The following is a 17,218-nucleotide window of genomic DNA, read 5'->3' as shown; positions in this document are numbered from 1 at the left end:
AGACGTTGTATGAGAAGGTTGTATGAGTAGAGAAACAAAAAGAGGGCTGTCAGAATTATCAGTATTTATTAAACAGAAAATCCGTAGCCAGCAGCCCGGCGGCAAGCTCCTTATGGTGCACCATCAATCCCTTCACAAGGATTTTCTGCCCCCACTCCAGAACCTCTGTACAGAGACAGTAATCGTAATAGGGAGTATCCCGTTCACCATCCTTTCTCAGAACTTCTCTTCTGACTTCTTTAAACAGAAACTCCAGATTCTTTGCCAGACTGATTCGCTGTGAAGGGGTAATCTCCATCTTCAGTTTCACGATCCGTTCATCCTCTATCTCTTTTTTTTCTCTGATAGTCTCAACCAGTTCACGCAAACTGTATTCATGGACCCTCTTCACCTGAAAGATAGAGGCAGCACAGTCGGCCAGACAGTAAAGCAGATCCTTATGCCGTCTCATACTTTCGGGCAGAAGCATTCTTATCTTCTGGTCAACAGTATAATCACCGTCAGTAAGGTCGGGCAGATGAAAATCAATTATTGATCTTGCCTCAGAGCTCTTTATGTACCTCTGATAGGAGTGTTCAAATTTCTTATGGGGTTTAAAGAAATACTTCTCACCCTTGAGATATCCAAACACCTTTTTGGTATCAAGATAACCCAGCTCATTGAAGTCGTGTAAAAAGGACTTACTGAAGTCAAAGATCCAGCCCATCTGAATGGAGTTTTTAATGTAGATCGTACTGGTTCCCTGAATATTAGGTTTTTTATTAATCCCCATACCCGAAATATCTACAACAATAATATTTTTATATCCCCTCTCCCGGGCCATTTCATAGGGCATATTATCCACAACCCCGCCGTCGATAAAGGACTTTCCGTTTATAACAGTCTGCTCCAGTCCCGGAAAAGCGGCACTGGCCATGAGATAATCCAGTACGGTTCCCTCTGCCATATCATCAAGGAATACATACTGAGGCTTGAAATCTGATACATTAAAAGTTACGACACCAAGCTCATTCCCACTCTTCCTGATGGCTTTTTCACTCAAATTTTTGTAAAGGAGCTCCCGTAAAGGGGATACGTCTATCCCCTTTTTCTCTATAACACTGTGATAGAACTTTTTGAATGCCGCCAGGTTTGCTTTACCTATATGGATATTCCCGCCATCAAGGAATTCCTCAGGAATATTCATAATGAAATCTGCAGCGATATTGGCACCGATATCTTCCATTTCCTGAATTTTATTCTGTGCCAGAAATCCTGCCAGAATGGCCCCTATGGAATTGCCGATAAAAGCCTCAACCTCAACACCTATCTCGGACAGAGCCCTCCAGGCACCAACGTGGTAGACACCCTTGGCCCCTCCACCGCTCAAAATAAGGCAGTATTTTTCATTGTGATGAGAAAGATGATGTTTAGCAGATTTATGCCTCTTGAACATAAGAACCTCAGAACTTTGATGTATATCTCTAATTATGAGCTATTCCACAGATGTTTCAATAAGAATATTTGACTGAATGGAGACTGAATTAGATTTAGACAATAATGCATAGATTGTCATTATAAGTTAAGATGGAGCTATGAAACATAATATAAAAGCCAAACAGAATAATTCAAAGAACTGCTTTGTCTGTGGACTGAGCAATGACTTCGGTCTTAAAACCAAATTTTATGAAACAGAGAATGACGAGATAGTTGCCCTCTTCACTCCGGAACTGCGACATCAGAGCTACCCCGGAATCACCCACGGCGGCATATCGGCAGCTATTCTGGATGAAACCATAGGACGGGCCATCATGGCCAGATATGATGAACAGGTATGGGGAGTGACTGTGGATCTGAGAATCCGTTACAGAAAGCCTGTCCCCTACGATGTTGAACTGAAGGCCGTAGGCAGAATTAGCGAAGAAAGAGGTCCCTTCTTCGAAGGAAGCGGAGAGATACTTCTTCCCAACGGTGATGTAGCAGTCAGCTGCACCGGCAAATACATGAAAAGAAATATCTCTGATATAGCAAGCGATGCTTTTTCTGATGAGGAGTGGTTTCCGGTGGAAGATGAAACCGCTGTCAGAGAGCTTGATCTACCCTGAGAATTAAGTTGCTGATGGGAAGGATATGGAAAATTCATCAGCAATAGAACGTAATGACTCACATACAGCAGCCGGAACAGCTACTCCGAGCTTTAGAGAGTCTGCTTCCGCCTCAAACTCTTTTAATCCGGCAAAATAGACCCGGTCCTGCCCCTCTGCTGCTTCCATATTGCGAATATCCTGAAGCATCATATCCATGTTTTTCCTGAATTGAAGGGAATCCATAAAAAGATCAATTTTCATCGCTCCGAAGCAATGAGAAACACGGGCTGAAGAATCTTGACTGTCACAGATATCCGGCCCCCATGCGGAACCAGAGAGAACCCCGGTCATGATATCCACCATCATGGCCAATCCAAACCCTTTATGACCACCTGAGATTTCAGAGTCACCTCCGAGAGGAACAATCCCGCCGCCCTTTCTGTGAAACATATCATCTAACAGAGGTCCTGCCTGACGAACACTTTTCCCATGCTTATCAACAGCCCAGCCGGAGACCAGATCCTTTGACTCCCTGTCATAGACCTCAATTTTCCCTCTTGTTACGACGGTGGTGGACATATCCAGAACAAAGGATTTCTCCTTGTCTGCAGGAGCTGCAAAAGCCATTGGATTTGTGCCGAACATAACCTGCCGTCCAAAAGTTGGGACACCAAGAGCCGCCGTATTTGTCATTGAGATTCCAATCATATCCCTTTCCAGAGCCATCATTGCATAATAGCCGGCAATACCGTAATGGTTGGAATTCCTGACACAGGCGAAAGCCATACCGCTCTTTTCCGCCTTATCCAGTACATGATTCATCGCTCTTTTACTGACAGGAACACCAAGAGCTCCCTCAGCATCCAGAAGGAGAGAAACAGGACTGTCCCTGATTACTTCGGCCTGGGCATGTATATCCATGGACCCTTCCTGAATACCCGAGAGATACCTCTTCAGTCTGGCTATCCCATGGGAGGGAATATTTCTGGCATCCGCTGCAACCAGAACTTCAGCACAATCATGTGCATCATCGGCGGAGACTCCATGGACTATAAAAACCTTCTGACAAAATGAAATAAGGTCCTCTTTTTTAAATCGATAAGATTCCATATTATATTTCCCCCTGCACATCATAATTTACGAAACATCTGACCGGACCGTTACAAAAGATATGAAAGGGCTCTATTCCTCAAAAAACGCCTGGTTTCTTCCGGCAATCAACCTCAACCCTTCGAGGATAAGCCAGGGTTCTGTCAGGGTGAATCGGTCGGTAAGAGGAGCAATAACCTGAGAACGGCCTCCTGTGGCAACAACAGAAGCCGTACCGCCCAGTTCTTTCTTCATCCTGTCGATGAGGGATTCGACCAGACCCGTATAACCCCAGACAACTCCGGACTGGATGGACTTGATTGTATTGGTTCCGATAGCCTTTTGAGGAGGCTCAAGCCAGACCTGAGGCAGCTGTGCGGTATGCTCGGATAGAGCTTCGGCGGCGGCCTGAAGTCCCGGAGCAATAGAGACTCCCAGGATCTCCCCGGGCTCCCTGATGGCTGTAAAAGTCAGGGCCGTACCGAAATCAACAACAATACAGTTTCCCTGAATCCTGTTATATGCGGCCACAGAGTTACAGACAATATCGGTTCCCAGTTCTGCGGGATTCTCAATACATATCTTGAGTCCGGTTTTAACGCCGGGACCTACAATCAGAGGAGTAATTCCGGTTGTGCGCTGAACCATATCTCTAATCTTGCCTGTGAGTCCGGGAACTACAGAACTGATGACAGCCTGGTTGATTGAATCTCGTGAGACTCCCCCTTCCCTGAGGAGATCACGTACAAGAACACCATATTCATCGGGCATCTTTGAAGAGTCAGTACTGATCCGCCAATGATTTATCCAGCCCTCACCGTCATGAACCCCTAAAACTATATTGGTATTACCCACATCTACAGCAAGCAGCATTACTCTTCATCCTCCAGGTCATCAAGTTTTGATTTTTTACCCTTATTCATAGAAGGATCTCCCACAGCTTTCCAGGCCAGAACTACTGCGCCGCAGATAACAGCCGCTGCTCCCGCTTCGGCAAATCCGTTGGCAGCGATAATGGCTGCAATCAATTCCCAGGGTAGAGCTCCGGCAATTCCCAGGGCTCCCAGAACCAGTATTGTATTTGTCAGACTCCCTGCAATGGAGGCCAGAATTGTAGCAAGAGCTGTCAGCTTTCCGTTGAAAGCACGGTAGACTGCCCAGGCACTGAGACCTATAAAAATACGGGGCAGAACTGAAATCAGGGGATTCACAAAAAAGACATCCACAGGACCTGTAGGAGCTACAGCCGCCTGGATCAGACTGAAAATTCCAAAAATGAGACCGATGATCATGCCCACAACAGGCCCTTCAAGAATGGCACCGATAATCACAGGCACATGCATGATAGTCAGAGAAGCTCCCGAAAACCAGGGAATAAATCCCAGACGTGTTGCTCCCAGAACAACAGAGACTGCGGCCATCACAGCGGTAATAACGATCTTACGGGTACGGTTTGTATCAGACATAATTTCCTCCAAAAGAAAAGATAAATCTACTGCCCAGCAGCAGTATAGTAAACAGAATTAATAGTGTTAAAGCCCGAGTGTCCCGGACAGTCCACACATACTCAGTCAGCCTGCTGCGCTCCTGTCCTGCTTCATAGCAGCGGGCTTCCATGGCCTCAACCAGTGTCTCCGCTCTCTCAAGAGCCGCAATAAAAAGGGGTACCAGGAGAGGGATATAAAGGCGAATTTTCTTTAGTAATCCCATTTTCCAGGTCCCGAAGGAGCCGCCTCTTGAGGCCTGAGCCTTGGTTATATGCTCTGCCTCCATTGCAAGAATGGGAATAAAGCGGAAGGTGATGGTAATAACCAGAGAGAGATCATGGGAGAACGCTCTTTTTCTTCCGAAAGGCCGGAACAGGATCTCCGCACCATGGCTGATCTCCGATACAGTGGTCACCGTTGTAAAAAGGGTGAACAGCAGAAAAAGACAGAAAAAACGCCCGAAAATCTTGGCTGTAAAAATCAGATCCTCTCTGTGCATCTCAAAACGCCCAAGGCTCATAATTGCATCAGAACTGTAAGCCCTTGGAATCAGAAACATCTGAATCAGTACTATGATTATCAGAAAAGGAAGTACCGGGCCTGTCCCTCTGAGCAGAGAGAAAATACCATGTCCTGAAAGTCTGGCTGTAACAATCAGCAGCAGAAAGATAATAGGCAGCTGAGGAAAAAAGGGAGAGAGGAGTATCAGAATCATTACCAGAACAAGAGCCGCCAGTTTCAGAGCGGGGTTCATTGTATGAAGAAAACTTGTCCCCGGACGGTACTGACCGATAGAAAGGTTCTGCAGAATTTCAAAGTCATTCATACTCTGCACTCCAGCCTTGCATAGAGTTCCGCAGGAGTGACAGGAAGGGGCCTCATACCCAAAGCAAGGGCAATCCGGGAACTCAATGGATATTCCAGTCCGAAAATCCCGGGATCATGATTCTGAAAGAACTCGGATATACCGCCGTCCCAGAAAATCCGGCCTTCCCTGAAAACAAGAAGACGCTCTGAAAGACGCACCGCCTGCTCTACATTATGTGTAACGGTGATCAGGGAGAGTCCATCCTTATGCAGTGATCTGAGTATGGATTCCATATTATCAGCAGAAAGAGGATCGAGACCCGCCGTCGGTTCATCCAGGAGGAGAACTTCCGGTTTCATTGCCAGGACTCCTGCAAGAGCGGCCTTTCTTTTCTGACCACCGCTGAGAGCCCGCACTGGGAAATCCTTATATCCTTTATAACTCAGACCTACCTGATCCAGGGCGTCTTTGACACGGAGAGAGAGCTCCCTGCCTCTGAGTCCCATCTGATAGGGGCCGAAAGCCACATCATCACCCACAAGGGATGCAAAAAGCTGCTTTTCAGGCTGCTGCATCACAAGGCCGATCCTGCTGCGCAGCCGGGCCAGATCAGTTTTCTTATCAAGGGGATTCTCAGACAGAAGGGTCAGCTCACCTGTATCTGGCAGGAGAAGACTGTTCAGAATCTGCAGAAAGGTGGATTTACCGGAACCCGTTGTTCCCATAACCGAGACAGACTCCCCTCTGAAAAGTTTAAAACTCACATCCCTGAGGGCATCCACGGTCACTGCACTCTTACTGCCGTAGCTCCTGCTTACAGAACTCAGGCGGATGATAACATCCCGCTCTGTATCCCCATCTTTATCCAGAGGAGATTCCTCCCGGCTCTTATGAGAAGCCCGGGGAGCAGCAGAGTTGTCAATTCTACAGCTCGATTTCAATTTATCTGCCAGATCCTCTTCAAGGAAGATCTTCTTCACTTCAGGAAGGTCTGCAGAAAAATAGGCACCCAGCTTCTGAACAGGGGATGGCTTCAAAGACCAGCTCTCCAGATCGTCACTGCGCTCTACAAAGAGTTCAGGACTGCTGTTTTCTATCAGCCTGCCCTGATGCAGAAGGAGAATCTGATCCGCACGGCTGGCCTGGTCCATAAAGTGGGTGATTCTGATAACAGTAAAACCTTCTGTGTGTAATTCCTCAAGCAGACTGTTCAGCTGACACCGTCCCAGAGGATTCAGCATGGACTCAGCCTCATCGAGTATAAGACAGCCGGTTCCCATGGCCAGGATTCCCGCCAAAGCAAGTCTCTGCTGCTGACCGGCAGAGAGCATATGAGTGGCTCTGGCAGAAAGATCGCTGAGAGATGTTTCCTTCAGCGCATCCCTGACTCTGTCTTTTATTTCGCTGCTGTCCAGAGCAAGATTTTCAGGACCGAAGGCGGCATCCTCCCTGACAACAGTAGCCACAATTTGTGTAGAGGGATTCTGGAAGACAAGGCCTGCCCTGGTTCTTATCTGTCTGTGTAAAGATTTGTCGGATGTGTCTCTTCCATCCACAAGAACCTGTCCTGAATCCGGAATCAGGAGCCCTATCATAAGGCGGGTCATGGTGCTCTTGCCTGAGGCATTCCCACCAATCACAGCGATGTGTTTACCCTTCTCCAGGGTAAATGAGACATTTTTAAGAGCCGCCTCTTTCTGTCCGGGGTAAGTAAAACTTACATCCCTGAAATCAATAAAAGACATTTGGATCCCTCCGGCAGAAAATGCGGGACAGGACAGAGACTGTTTTAATAAATGTTATGTTCATATGTTTCACCTCAACGTCCCGGTCCTTAACGGATCCAAGCGTACTGGTCACTTTAAACTTACTCAGCCCATTGAATGATGTCAAGTGTAAGTCATGGCGTTGACGCCCTTCTCCCTCATCCGTACAATTCAACCATATGAAAGCTTTTTCCCTTCTGGTCAAACCGGCCTCGGCCGATTGTAATCTACGCTGTGAGTACTGTTTCTACCTGGATCATATCTGTGAATCCAAAAAGACACGTATGGATGATGAGACCCTTGAAACAATGGTCCGGAGCTATATGCAGACGAAACAGCCTCAATATTCCATTGCCTTCCAGGGTGGTGAGCCCACATTGATGGGGCTTCCCTTTTTTAAGAAACTTGTTGCCCTGGAAAAAAAATATGCCCCCCCGGGAGCTTCCATTGCCAATGCTATTCAGACCAACGGCACACTCATAACCGACGAGATGGCCGCATTCTTCGGAGAGTATAAATTCCTTTTGGGAGTCAGTATGGACGGCCCCCCGGAGATTCATGACAATTACAGAAAGACAGTAGGGAAACAAGGTTCCCATCATCTTGTACAGCAGGGTCTGGATCTTCTGAAAAAACACAATGTTGAATACAATATTCTGACCCTTGTAAACGATCTGAACAGCAGACAGCCCGAACTTGTGTATGATTACCTCTACAACAAGGGTGAACGCTTTCTTCAGTTTATTCCCTGTGTGGAATTCAAGGAAGACGGTGTAACCCCCGAGGACTACTCTGTCAGCCCCGAAGGATGGGGAGACTTTCTAATAGCTATCTTTGACCGCTGGTACAAAAACCGCTACGAGGTTTCCATCCGGATGTTCGACTCACTCCTGAATAAAATGGTACTGGGTCATCCGTCCACCTGTGATATGGATTGTAACTGCTGTCAGTATTTTGTTGTGGAATACGACGGCTCGGTCTATCCCTGTGACTTTTTTGTCAAAGAAGACCTGAAACTGGGTAATGTTAAAAAAGGAAGCTGGACAGGTTTTATCAATAATAATATCTATAAAAAATTCGGCGCTGGCAAGATGAATTTCCAGGATGACTGCAGGGACTGTCCCTGGCTCTCCTTCTGTCACGGCGACTGCCAGAAACACAGAAGCGGTGTAAATAATGATGGTCTCTCCTACCTCTGTCCCGGCCTGAAAAAATTCTATAAACATGCATTGCCCCGTCTTCGGACTCTGGCGGATCAGATCATAATGGACCGCAGCCGTCAGGGAATGTAGATCAACACAAAGAGACAGAAATACAATATCCCTCACATAGCAATGAATACCGTGAAATTTTATCCCGGGAAATATTACATTGTTCAGAAGTTTTCTATAGAGTAGAGCAAACAGTTAAACCCCTTACCACAAGACGAAGGAGCTGCTGAGATGAAATTACAGGATAAAGAGTTACTGATTCTGGATGGTGCCTGCGGCACAAGCATTCAGAACATGGACCTGCCCGATACAGTCTGGGACGGAAATGAGGGCTGTAATGAGTACCTCTGTCTCACTGCCCCCGACAAAATAACTGAGATGCATCTGAGCTTCCTTGAAGCCGGAGCGGATATTATTGAAACAAACAGCTTTGGCTGCACGACTGTTGTACTTGGAGAATATGATCTTCAGGACAAGGTTGTTGAAATCAATACGGCATCAGTCAACTGCGCCCGCAAGGCAGTCGAACAGCACGGTTCCGGATGGGTTGCCGGCTCGGTGGGACCGGGAACGAAACTCCCCTCCCTGGGTCATATCACTGTGGAAGATCTGGCCGCAGCCTATAAACAGCAGATTGAAGCTCTCACTGATGCAGGTGTGGATCTTCTTATCCTCGAAACCGCTCAGGATATCCTGCAGCTCAAGACAGTATTGATTTCAGCCAGAGAAGTTCTTGATGAAAAAGAACTGGATATTCCCATTATGATATCCATAACTATCGAAAGTACAGGCACCATGCTGGCAGGAACCGATATCGCCGCTGCGGCAGCCATAATCGAACCCTTCAATGTGTTCTCCTTTGGACTGAACTGTGCCACGGGCCCTGAAGATATGCTCAGCAGCATCCGCTGGCTCAGTCACAACTGGTCAGGCAGAATCTCCTGCCTTCCGAATCAGGGACTTCCTGAAATTGTAGACGGAGTAACCACCTATCCCATGACTCCCGAAGCCTATGCATCTGAACTTAAGAGCTTTATAGGAGACTGGGGTGTTACTCTGGCCGGAGGCTGCTGCGGAACAACTCCCGAACATATATCCAGGCTCAAAGAAGAGCTGACAGGTCTGAAACCTGCAGTAAGAGAGGTTCAGTCATGAAAGCATCCATAGCCAGCCTGTATGAATCGGTTGAACTGGTTCAGCCCATAAGACCCCTTATCATCGGAGAACGATGTAATGCCAACGGCTCAAAACGTTTCAGGGAAGCTCTTCTCGATGATGACTACGATACCTGCCTGACAATTGCCAGGGAGCAGGAAGCCGTAGGGGCCCATGTTATAGACCTCTGCACTGCCTACGCGGGTCGTGATGAAATGAAGGATATGGAGATTCTGATTCCCACATACTCCTCATCTCTAAAACCTCCCCTGATGATCGACTCTACTACTCCTGCAGTAATCGAACGTGCCCTGCAGATCTATCCCGGGCGCTGTATTATCAACTCCGTGAACCTTGAAGACGGGGGAGTGAATATCTACAAGGTATTGAAGCTGGTCAAGAAATACGGTGCCGCCGTTGTAGCCCTTACAATTGATGAAAAGGGCATGGCCATGACCACCGCCGACAAGATCGGGATTGCGAAAAGAATTCATACTATAGCAGTGGATGAGATGGGGCTGCGCCCTCAGGATATTCTTTTTGATCCCCTCACCTTCACAATCGGTGCGGGTGATGAAACTCTCAGGGATGCGGCAATTCAGACCCTTGAAGCCATTAAAGGAATAAAAAAAGAGCTGCCCGGCTGTCTGACCATCCTTGGCCTCAGTAATATATCCTTCGGTCTTTCACCAGTTTCCAGAAAGATCCTGAATGCTGTATTCCTCCATGAAGCTCTGGAGTACGGACTTGATTCCTGTATTATCGATGCAGCCAAAATGATGCCTCTGGCATCCATCCCCGAAGAAGACCGGGAAATCTGTATGGATCTTCTCTTCGATAGAGTTAAAAACCCGGAGAAGTCCCCGCTCCTCACTTTTATCGATTACTTCAGTACGGCTGCGGAAGCCAAAGATGACGGGGAAGAACAAAAATGGAAACCCATAGAGACTCAGCTCTACGACAAGATAGTTACGGGAAACAAGGATGACCTTGAAGATATTCTTGATATGCTGCTTCAGCGCCGTTCACCCCTGGGAATTATAAACGAGATACTCGTCCCCGGAATGAGACATGTGGGAGAGCTCTTCGGAAAGGGGGAGATACTCCTCCCCTTCGTCCTACAGTCAGCGGAAGCCATGAAGGCTTCGGTACGGTTTCTGGAACCCCTGATGGAGAAGTCGGATGAATCTGAAAAACTTAAGATCCTCCTGGCAACTGTTCAGGGAGATGTCCATGATATAGGTAAAAACCTGGTGGATATCATCCTCAGCAATAATGGCTATATGGTCTACAATATCGGAATTAAAGTTCCCGCAGAAACAATTATCCAGAAAGCCAGGGAGTACAATGTAGATATCATCGGGCTGAGCGGTCTTCTTGTAAAATCAGCCATGGTAATGGCTGAAAGCCTACCCCAGTATGAAGAGGCGGGACTCAATGTGCCTATTTTTCTGGGGGGAGCGGCCCTGACCAGAAAGTTTGTAGCACAGAGTTGTGTTCCCGCTTATACATCTCCTGTTGTATATAATCAGGATGCCTTTGATGCCCTGAAAAAAGTAAGGGATTTTGAAGCGGGAACTCTGAAAGCGACTGAATGGGTAGCAGCTTCAGATGTAAAAGAAGTTAAACCCGGACTCAAGGATGGGAATGTCTTAAGAGATAATCCCGTTCCTGAAGCACCCTTTCTGGGGGATAGAATCATTAGGGATATAGACCTGGAGGAGGTTCTCTCCCTTATCAATAAACAGGCCCTCTTCAGAGGCAGATGGGGATATCGCCGGGGCAAAATGACAGCTCAGGAGTATGAGGATCTAATTAAAACAAAGGTGGAACCTCTGTATGAGGATTTCAGAAATCAGTTCCTTAATGAAGGACTTATAGATGCCAAGGCTGCCTATGGATATTTCCCCTGTGAAAGCCGTGAAAACAGTCTTGTGATGAGTCATAAGGGGAAGGAGTATGATTACGCCTTTCCCAGACAGGGAGAAGCTCCCTTCCTCTGTCTCTCGGATTATTATAAGAATGCCGACGAGGGCGGTGATGTTGCAGGGCTTTTCGTAGTGACCATTGGAGAAGAAGTCTCCAAAAGGACAGCAGAGCTCTATGCCGCCGATGAATATCACGACTACCTGATGCTCCATGCATTCTCGGTGGAAGTCACCGATGCCCTTGCCGAATACTGGCATAAAAGAATGCGTAGAGAACTGGGAATAGCCTCCTCGGAGCCTGAAAACATCCACGGATATGTGACACAGCAGTATCAGGGTTCCCGCTATGGTTTCGGCTACCCCTCCTGCCCGGATATATCAGCACACGGCCTTCTTTTTGATATGCTGAAACCCGATAGAATCGGCATCAGCCTGACAGAAAACTATGAAATGGTTCCAGAGCAGAGTACATCAGCACTGGTGGCCCACCACCCGCAGGCCAAGTACTTTGCGGTATAAGCGGCTCTGCCGAGGAGAACAATAATTATGAAATACATATGCATCAACTGCGGTTATATCTATGATCCTGAGGAGGGAGATCCCATGGGAGAGATTGAACCGGGAACAGCCTTTGACGACCTGCCGGAAACATGGGTCTGTCCTCTGTGCTATTCAACCCGGGATCTTTTTGATCCTGTAGATTAACAGAGCCCGACCAAACAAGGAGAAAAACTTGACCCCCTTTCTTGAACAGATAAAAAAACAGCCTCTCGTCTTTGACGGTGCCATGGGAACCATGCTCTACAGTAAGGGCATATTTCTGAACCGCTGCTATGACGAACTTAATATTACCAACCCCGAAATTGTTGCCGAGGTTCACAAGGCCTACAGTGAAGCGGGAGCGGATGTCCTTGAGACAAATACCTTCGGTGCCAACCGCATCAAGCTGACTGAGCACGGTCTGGGAGACAAGGTTGTTGAGATCAACAAAGCGGCAGCCCGCCTTGCAAGGGAATATGCCGACGAAGCTCAGTATGTAGCCGGTTCCATGGGTCCCTGTCTTAAATCAGGACAGATACTGAAAGAGAACAGAAGAGAGGAACTGGCAGCAGTTTTCACAGAACAGGCCGAAGCCCTGTACAAAGGCGGCGTGGATTTGATAATCCTCGAGACCTTCAGCCACAGTGAAGAACTCATCCTTGCAGCCCGGTGCGCCGCATCAACAGAACTTCCAGTCTGCGGCTGTTTTACACTCACCGAGGAGGGATACACCCCCGGAGGTGAAAACCTTGAAACACTGATGCAGAAACTTAATGACTGTGATGCCCTTGATGTTCTGGGACTGAATTGCGGAACCGGTCCATCCCACACCTACAACTGGGTTGAGAAGGCTGTGACTCTGACTGATAAACCTATTATCGCCATGCCCAATGCAGGCTTTCCAAAACAGAAAGATGACCGTATGGTCTATCTGACCAATCCTGAATACTTCGCATCCTATGCCAAAAAGTTTATCGAACTGGGTGTAAGCGGAATCGGCGGATGCTGCGGAACCACCCCTGAGCATATACTGAAGGCCTCACGTACAGTGAAGGCAACGTCCCTGGTCAAACAGCATGTGGAGATCAAGGCAGTAGATAAAGAGTCTATTGAGATTACTCCCGTACCCCAGGAACAGAAATCCCGCCTGGCCTGTCTTCTCAAACAGGGAAAAATGGTAACATCAGTAGAGCTGACACCACCCCGAAGCACAGACCTGACGATTTTTATCAATAAGGCGAAAATCTGTGCCTTCCACGGTGTCGACGCCATCAATATACCCGACGGCCCCAGAGCCAGTGCAAGAGTGTCACCCATGATAGCCGCTTCCATCATTCAGAAAGAGGCTGGAATTGAGGCCGTTCTCCACTACACCTGCAGGGATAGAAACCTTCTGGGTATGCAGTCCGATATACTGGGATCCGTTGCAGCAGGTCTGAATAACTTCCTGGTAATCACCGGAGATCCACCCAAGTCGGGAGACTATCCCGAGGTCACCGGGGTCTTCGATGTGGATTCCATAGGACTGACACAGGTTGTTCATAACCTTAACTATGGTAGAGACTTCGGAGGCAATCCCATTACACCGCCCACCGCCATTTTTACAGGTGTGGGAGCTAATCCCTGTGCAGTATCTCCCGAGCTGGAAATGGATCGTTATCGCAGAAAGATTGAAGCGGGAGCCGAGTATGCCATAACCCAACCGGTTTTTGATCCCGATGCTCTTCTGAGATTTCTGGACAAGGCCTCCGCCTTCGGCAGTATTCCCGTTATAGCGGGTGTATGGCCCCTGGTAAGCTTTAAGAACGCCGAGTTTATGCGTAATGAAGTCCCGGGAGTGGAAGTCCCCGATGAGGTAATGGAGAGGATGAGCCGCTGTAAGACCAGAGAAGAAGGCATTGCAGAAGGGATCAGAATCGCCGAAGACATCTGCAGAATCATTGAACCCCATGTACAGGGATTTCAGGTCAGTGCCCCCTTCGGAAAAGTGGAACTGGCCCTCAAGGTACTGGGAATGGATACAAATAAATGAAAGATAAAATGAGAATATTCTGCTGCGGTTCAAATCCGGGTCTCAGTGAATCAATTGCCGGGGAACTCGATATGAAATTGAGCCCCCTTGAAATATCCCGTTTCTCCAACGACAACCTTTCGGTACAAATTCAGGAAAATGTCAGAGACAGAGATGTCTTTGTGATTCAATCCCTTACAACTCCGGTAAGCGAACACCTTATGGAGATGCTGATCACAATGGATGCACTGCGCAGTTCCTCTGCAGGGAGGATCACAGCGGTAATTCCCTATTACTCTTATGCCCGTTCCGATAAAAAGGATGCACCCAGGATATCTATTACCGCCAGATTGATTGCAGATCTACTCAAGACGGCAGGAGCCGACAGGGTCCTGACCATGGACCTCCACTCAGCTCAGGTTCACGGTTTTTTCAGTATGCCCGTAGATCACCTGACAGCGACATATACCATTGCAGATTATTTCCGGCACTATGAAAACAAAGAGAATATGATTGTTGTGGCAACCGATGCGGGGGGCGCCAAGAGAGCCGGCCGTTTTGCCGAGAGTCTGGATGCTCCTATTGCCATCATTGATAAAAGAAGAATCAGTGATACTGAGGTGAACCAGGGAGAGTTGATTGGTAATGTACGCGGCAGGGATGCTGTAATTTTTGACGATGAGATTGCCACAGGCGCTACAATACTCGAAACCATCAAAACCCTTAAAGCTGCGGGAGTCGGAAAGATCTATGTCAGTGCTGTCCACCCTGTTCTCTGCGGTGAAGCCGTAAGCCGGCTCAAAAAGGCGGGAATCGAAAAACTGATTGTAACCAACACCGTGGAGATAACGGAAGAGAAACTTATGAAAAATATGATGGTACTCTCGGTTGCCCCCCTTATGGCGGAAGCAATCCGGCGTATTCATACCGGAGAAAGTGTGGGAGAGCTATTCCCTCACTGATTCCTGTTCCCTACGGGCTGACCGGAGTCATCAGAGTGATACCTGTACAAAGATTGTATGGGTTCTTGCACCCCGGCTCGGCAGGGTGGGTTCCGTTGAACTTAGAATATTAACCGATCCCCCCCTCTCAAGAAGGCTGCTTCCTTCTTCACTCAAGTCGGGCCACAGGCCTTCGTTCAGAGAAACTGTCCCCGCCATAATCCCCTCAGTGATTCGAACCGGAACTTTCATCTCCCCCTGGGGGCTTCTCAGATAAACAAGACTGTCTTCACTGACTCCCCGCTCCCCGGCATCATCGGGGTTAATCCACAATCCCCTGTCCTCTTCCATCCTGAATCCTTCAATATTGGAGTACTGAGAATGGATTCCATGAAGAGGATGGGGGGTGACCAGCATCAGGGGATAATCAGGATCATCGGGCAGAATTCCTCTGTAATGAGGGTACCCGGGAAATCCAGTCTCCTCATAATGCCGGGAGGCTATTTCAATCCTGCCCGAGGGGGTACTCAGCGGATTGGCGGCAGGATCTTCAATAAAGTCAGAAAATGCATTACGCTCCTGCTCCTCAGCCATAAATAATCCGTCTCGTTTAAATGCAGCCGGATCAGGGATATCGGAATCCTCAAGAAAGGAGTCAATCCACTGGGATGCACTCCTTCCTTCACTGTATTCATCTTTAAATCCGAGACGCTCTGAAAGCTCTGTGAATATCTGATAATCCGTCAAAACACCCTGGGGAGCTTCGGCGGCCCTGGCTGAGTAAAGAATGAAGTTACCCGCAGATTTTACAATATCATCGCGCTCCAGAAATGTGGCGACTGGAAAAACGATATCACAGAGAGCCATGGTTGGAGTCAGAAAAAAATCATGCCCTATCACGAGATCCAGGTTCTGAAAGGCCCTGAGGTTCTTCCTGATATCACTCCCCTGAGACAGTAGATTACCACCAGTTATATAGGCGGCTTTAATATCTCTCTTAAGAATATGATCGGGCCATTCATAAACAGGGATTGAAATATTATTGTGGGAAGGAACCGGAAAAGAGGCACAGCGGGGACCGGGGATTTTACCCCAGAACATTCCTCCCGAACCTCCCCCGGGAATACCGATATTCCCTGTTGCCAGCTGCAGAGCCACAGGCATCCGGGCAGCCTCTTCTCCAGCTATGGCACGCTGAAGGGAGAGTCCGGGCAGGATGACTGCAGGTTTCGTCCGACCATAAAGCTCTGCAAGTTTCTCAATATCAGAAACAGGAATTCCACAGACCTCGGAAGCCCATTCAGGACTCTTTGGAATACCGTCTATCTCACCCCGGACATAAGCCTTCAGCTCGGAAAAACCATGGGAGTATTTTTCAATAAATCCGTGATCCTGAAGTTCATTCCTTATCAGATGGAAAAGCAGAGCGGCCATCAATGCCGTGTCCGTTCCCGGTTTGACAGGTATCCACCAGCTCCCCATTGTGTCGGCAGTTCTGGTCTTACGGGGATCGATGACTATGATTGGAACACCACGCTTCCTGGCTTCCAGTATGCGGGGAGACATTTCACAACCCATGCGGGTATCAAAGGCATTATAGCCCCAAAGAATAATCAGTTTTGAATGGGCAAGATTACCCGCATCCATACCACTGTTTTTAGTACCGAAAAGATAGGGCATAACATAGGAAGCCGCCTCAGAACTGTAACTTCCGCCGCAGCGCAGGGCTCCGCCCCACAAAGTAAGAAATCGGGAAGTCAAAGCAGAATTATTATGCATCTTTCCTCGACAGGCTCCGCCGCTTGAGAGATCAATAAGAGAGGTACAGTCGTGATCCCTGCGAAACTCTTCAAGCCGGAAGGCCGCAAGATCCAGAGCCTCCTCCCAGGAAGCTTCACGGAAATTATCCCGTGCATCCTGAACATTTGAAAATTCTCTGGGTCTATTTTCAAGACGTATAAGGGGCCTGGTCAGCCTATGGGGATGCTGATCTATCTTCATGGCCTGAAACCCCTTTCGGCAGCCCTTCATATAAGGAGAGGCAAGAGGATTATTTTTGATTCGGATCACACACCCGTTTTCACTGTAAGCGATAAGGGGACAACCGCCCCCACAGTCCTTATTACAGGATACTGGAAATTTCTGCATACCCTATTCTATCCCGAACGAAGGTTTTTGTAACAGTTTTTTCTTGACAACACATCTGAATTAAAGTC

At 47.9% G+C, this 17,218-nt stretch carries 14 protein-coding genes; 7 read left to right on the top strand and 7 right to left on the bottom strand.

The genetic code is table 11. The features are described 5' to 3' along the window. Positions 1-58 precede the first annotated feature (58 nt). Complete coding sequence (locus DV872_RS00705; protein ID WP_114627905.1) at positions 59-1,435, bottom strand: patatin-like phospholipase family protein; 1,377 nt, start codon at positions 1,433-1,435, stop codon at positions 59-61. Positions 1,436-1,574: 139 nt separating this feature from the next. Here DV872_RS00705 and DV872_RS00700 point away from each other — a divergent pair, with 139 nt between their 5' ends. After that, entirely contained in the window at positions 1,575-2,084 is a 510-nt protein-coding gene (locus tag DV872_RS00700; protein WP_114627904.1) for a PaaI family thioesterase, read from the top strand. Between the two features lie 3 nt (positions 2,085-2,087). Here the strand turns inward: DV872_RS00700 and DV872_RS00695 are convergent, their stop codons facing one another. From DV872_RS00695 to DV872_RS00675, 5 genes are all read right to left on the bottom strand, one after another. Then, positions 2,088-3,176: an Ldh family oxidoreductase gene (locus tag DV872_RS00695; protein ID WP_114627903.1), complete on the bottom strand. Its 1,089-nt coding sequence runs from the start codon at positions 3,174-3,176 to the stop codon at positions 2,088-2,090. A 72-nt stretch (positions 3,177-3,248) separates the two neighbouring features. Then, the gene (locus DV872_RS00690) at positions 3,249-4,028 is read right to left on the bottom strand and encodes a type III pantothenate kinase (protein ID WP_114627902.1); all 780 of its coding nucleotides are present in this window, start codon (positions 4,026-4,028) and stop codon (positions 3,249-3,251) included. Next, positions 4,028-4,621, bottom strand: coding sequence for an ECF transporter S component (locus DV872_RS00685; protein WP_114627901.1), 594 nt, complete (start codon positions 4,619-4,621; stop codon positions 4,028-4,030). Before DV872_RS00685 ends, DV872_RS00690 begins: the two co-directional genes overlap by 1 nt. After that, on the bottom strand, positions 4,614-5,468 hold the full coding sequence (locus DV872_RS00680) for an energy-coupling factor transporter transmembrane protein EcfT (protein ID WP_114627900.1): 855 nt from the start codon (positions 5,466-5,468) through the stop codon (positions 4,614-4,616). The genes DV872_RS00685 and DV872_RS00680 overlap by 8 nt, the downstream gene beginning before the upstream one ends. Continuing rightward, positions 5,465-7,195 carry an ABC transporter ATP-binding protein gene (locus DV872_RS00675; RefSeq protein ID WP_114627899.1) on the bottom strand — a complete coding sequence of 577 codons (1,731 nt, stop codon included), beginning with the start codon at positions 7,193-7,195 and terminating at the stop codon, positions 5,465-5,467. Before DV872_RS00675 ends, DV872_RS00680 begins: the two co-directional genes overlap by 4 nt. A 200-nt stretch (positions 7,196-7,395) precedes the next feature. On the opposite strand from DV872_RS00675, the gene DV872_RS00670 reads away from it, so the two are divergent. The 6 genes from DV872_RS00670 to DV872_RS00645 all read left to right on the top strand — a co-directional run bounded on the left by DV872_RS00670 (position 7,396) and on the right by DV872_RS00645 (position 15,023). Next, a complete protein-coding gene (locus tag DV872_RS00670; protein ID WP_114627898.1) occupies positions 7,396-8,508 on the top strand; it encodes an anaerobic sulfatase maturase in 1,113 nt (370 codons plus the stop codon). Positions 8,509-8,658: 150 nt separating this feature from the next. After that, positions 8,659-9,582 carry a homocysteine S-methyltransferase family protein gene (locus DV872_RS00665; RefSeq protein ID WP_114627897.1) on the top strand — a complete coding sequence of 308 codons (924 nt, stop codon included), beginning with the start codon at positions 8,659-8,661 and terminating at the stop codon, positions 9,580-9,582. Continuing rightward, the gene (locus DV872_RS00660) at positions 9,579-12,029 is read left to right on the top strand and encodes a dihydropteroate synthase (RefSeq protein WP_114627896.1); all 2,451 of its coding nucleotides are present in this window, start codon (positions 9,579-9,581) and stop codon (positions 12,027-12,029) included. The genes DV872_RS00665 and DV872_RS00660 overlap by 4 nt, the downstream gene beginning before the upstream one ends. A 27-nt stretch (positions 12,030-12,056) precedes the next feature. Beyond that, on the top strand, positions 12,057-12,215 hold the full coding sequence (locus tag DV872_RS00655; protein WP_199563406.1) for a rubredoxin: 159 nt from the start codon (positions 12,057-12,059) through the stop codon (positions 12,213-12,215). Positions 12,216-12,243: 28 nt separating this feature from the next. Then, the gene (locus DV872_RS00650) at positions 12,244-14,082 is read left to right on the top strand and encodes a bifunctional homocysteine S-methyltransferase/methylenetetrahydrofolate reductase (protein WP_114627894.1); all 1,839 of its coding nucleotides are present in this window, start codon (positions 12,244-12,246) and stop codon (positions 14,080-14,082) included. Next, the gene (locus DV872_RS00645; protein ID WP_114627893.1) at positions 14,079-15,023 is read left to right on the top strand and encodes a ribose-phosphate pyrophosphokinase; all 945 of its coding nucleotides are present in this window, start codon (positions 14,079-14,081) and stop codon (positions 15,021-15,023) included. The genes DV872_RS00650 and DV872_RS00645 overlap by 4 nt, the downstream gene beginning before the upstream one ends. 30 nt (positions 15,024-15,053) lie before the next feature. Here DV872_RS00645 and DV872_RS00640 read toward each other — a convergent pair whose 3' ends face one another. Then, a complete protein-coding gene (locus tag DV872_RS00640) occupies positions 15,054-17,150 on the bottom strand; it encodes a molybdopterin-dependent oxidoreductase (protein ID WP_114627892.1) in 2,097 nt (698 codons plus the stop codon). Between the last annotated feature and the right edge of the window lie 68 nt (positions 17,151-17,218).

This window comes from Oceanispirochaeta sp. M1 (assembly GCF_003346715.1).
In the GTDB taxonomy this organism is placed as follows: domain Bacteria; phylum Spirochaetota; class Spirochaetia; order DSM-2461; family DSM-2461; genus Oceanispirochaeta.
The sequence above is the reverse complement of the archived record's forward strand: the minus strand, read 5'-3'. Positions and strand labels throughout refer to the sequence as shown.